At 42.9% G+C, this 2,541-nt stretch carries 1 protein-coding gene and 1 pseudogene; both read left to right on the top strand.

Annotated elements, in window-relative coordinates:
* Positions 1-1,909, top strand: a pseudogene (locus tag BHE89_RS14440) (vWA domain-containing protein); the annotation flags it as partial.
* On the top strand, positions 1,909-2,541 hold a 633-nt coding region (locus BHE89_RS14435; RefSeq protein ID WP_141008304.1), incomplete at its 3' end, for an ABC transporter ATP-binding protein. The pseudogene BHE89_RS14440 and the gene BHE89_RS14435, both read left to right, overlap by 1 nt.

The following is a 2,541-nucleotide window of genomic DNA, read 5'->3' as shown; positions in this document are numbered from 1 at the left end:
AAAAAGACTCTCTATCAGCGTGTATTAACCTACCCAGGTTGCCAAGTGGCAGACACAATTGGCGCGGCAGGTAAAGAACAACCCGCATTTAGCCGTTTTTATGTCTATCAGCGTCAAAAACAAGGCGCCAATGAATGGCTACAAGTCGGCCCTGATAGCTTGGGTCATATTAGCGGTTGGATGAATGCAAGCTGTACATCTGAATGGAAAATGCAATTAACGCTGGCTTTTACTAACCCAGCGGGTCGTAACCCAATGCTATTTTTCAAAGATAAACAAACGGTTGAAGGCTTACTTGAAAGCCCAACGCCTGAAAAACAGTACCAACCTTTTTTAGCTGATATCAAAAATCAAAAAGTTAATCCGGCTGTTTTAGCTAAAGAGCCTGATTATATGATTGATCAAAAAAGTAATTTTTATCTGTTGCCTGTACTCGGATCAGATGAAGTCTTTACTGATGCGGGCTATAAAGTCCGCGTGCTCAATGTGGCTTCTGTCTCTTCTCAAACCAAAGACAGCAAAAACGCACAGAATGCGAATGCGGCTGCAAACAGTGCAAAACCGGCAACACCAGACAGCAAAGATGCTGACAATATGATGCAAGGTTTTTCTGCGGCAGTAGTGTTTGTTATCGACTCAACAATATCCATGGATCCCTATATTGATAGAACCAAAGAAGCGATCCAAAAGGTTTATGCACAAGTCGAAAAAGACAACATGTTGGATAAGGTTAAATTTGGTTTAGTCGCGTTTCGCTCTAATATCAAAGCCGTCCCCGCATTGGAATATGACAGCAAGATGTTTGTTAATCCTAATGATGTGAAAGATGGTCCCGATTTCCTGAATAAAGTTAAAGAATTACGCCAAGCTAAAGTCTCAAGTAGTCGTTTTGATGAAGATGCTTACGCTGGTGTAATGCAAGCCCTTGATGATGTTGATTGGACACGTTTTGGTGCGCGCTACATTATTTTAATCACCGATGCAGGCGCATTAACGGGAGATGATCCTCTCTCATCAACGAAGCTCGATGCTGAACAAATTCGCCAAGAAGCCGCTTATCGCGGTGTTGCACTTTATACATTGCACTTAAAAACCCCATCAGGAGCAAAAAATCATGCTTCTGCACAAGCGCAATATGAGGCATTAACGCTGAATCCGTTCTTACACAAATCCCTTTACTACCCTATCAACTCAGGAGATGTAAATAGTTTTGGTCGAATGGTCGATAGTCTAGCCACCGCAGTCACCACTCAAATTCAAACGGCTTATCGTGGCGAAGCAGCAGTAGGTAGCGCATTAAATGCTGATCCTGCGTATAGCAAAGATAAAGAGACAGATACCTTACTAAACGATGCGCACGATTTAGGCTATGCAATGCGTTTAGCTTATTTAGGTGAAAAGCAAGGTACAAAAGCGCCTCCTGTCTTTAAAGCATGGATAAGTGATCGGGACTTATTACAGCAAAATATCCCAACGACAGAAGTACAAGTTTTACTGACTAAAAGTGAGCTTAGCGATTTAAGTGATGTAATGAAAAAAAATTGTTAATGCGGCTAATGAAGGCTTGATCTCGCCTGACAATATGTTTGCTGATTTACGCTCAATTGCTGCCACGATGGGGAACGATCCCAATCAAATCAAACAAGGTTCAGCAACTAAATTAGGTGAAATGGGCTTACTCGGTGAATATGTCGAAAACTTACCTTACTTGAGTGAAGTCTTAGGGTTAGATGAAGAAACTTGGAAAAGCTGGGATGGGCTAGAACAAGAGAAGTTTATCCGTCGCCTCAATACCAAGTTGCAATACTACCAACGTTATAATGAAGATGTTGATCGTTGGATATCCCTCGCACCGCAAAGCGATCCGCGCGATCACGTTTATCCGGTTCCACTGGAAAACTTGCCTTAATGATCCAGATTGAAGGCATGGCAATTACGCGTGGTGATGCGCAACATGGTTTTCGTGTTGCGCTTCCTTCATTGACCCTTGAAAAAGGAGAAATTTGCGCGCTAACAGGGCTAAGTGGTTGTGGGAAAAGTACCTTACTAGAAATGATTGGGCTAATCTTACGCCCTGACGAATTAACGCATTTTCAACTTGATAATGAGTTAATTATCACACAAGCGTTGTTGAATAATGAACAAACTCAACTTGCATCATTACGTGCTGAAAAATTGGGTTTTATGCTCCAAAGCGGTGGGTTACTCCCCTTTTTAACCGTTATGCAAAATATTCAATTACCTCGCAAAATGCTGGGATTAACGCAACACTCTGCTTGGCTCGATCACGCGATTGAGCATCTGCAATTACGCCCCTTACTTAGTCGCTTTCCTCGCCAACTCTCTATTGGTGAGCGCCAACGCGTAGCATTTATTCGTGCCATCGCCCATGAGCCCGCTTTATTACTTGCTGATGAACCCACCGCAGCCCTTGATCCCCATAATGCGCAAGTGCTGTATGCACTCATTGTCGAAATGGTAAAGCAACTGGATATCTCTGCACTGGTTGTGAGTCACGATTGGTCTTTAGTCGAGCGTTTT

Origin of the sequence: Shigella sp. FC1967, assembly GCF_001743005.1 — a bacterium.
GTDB lineage: Bacteria > Pseudomonadota > Gammaproteobacteria > Enterobacterales > Enterobacteriaceae > Proteus.
The sequence above is the reverse complement of the archived record's forward strand: the minus strand, read 5'-3'. Positions and strand labels throughout refer to the sequence as shown.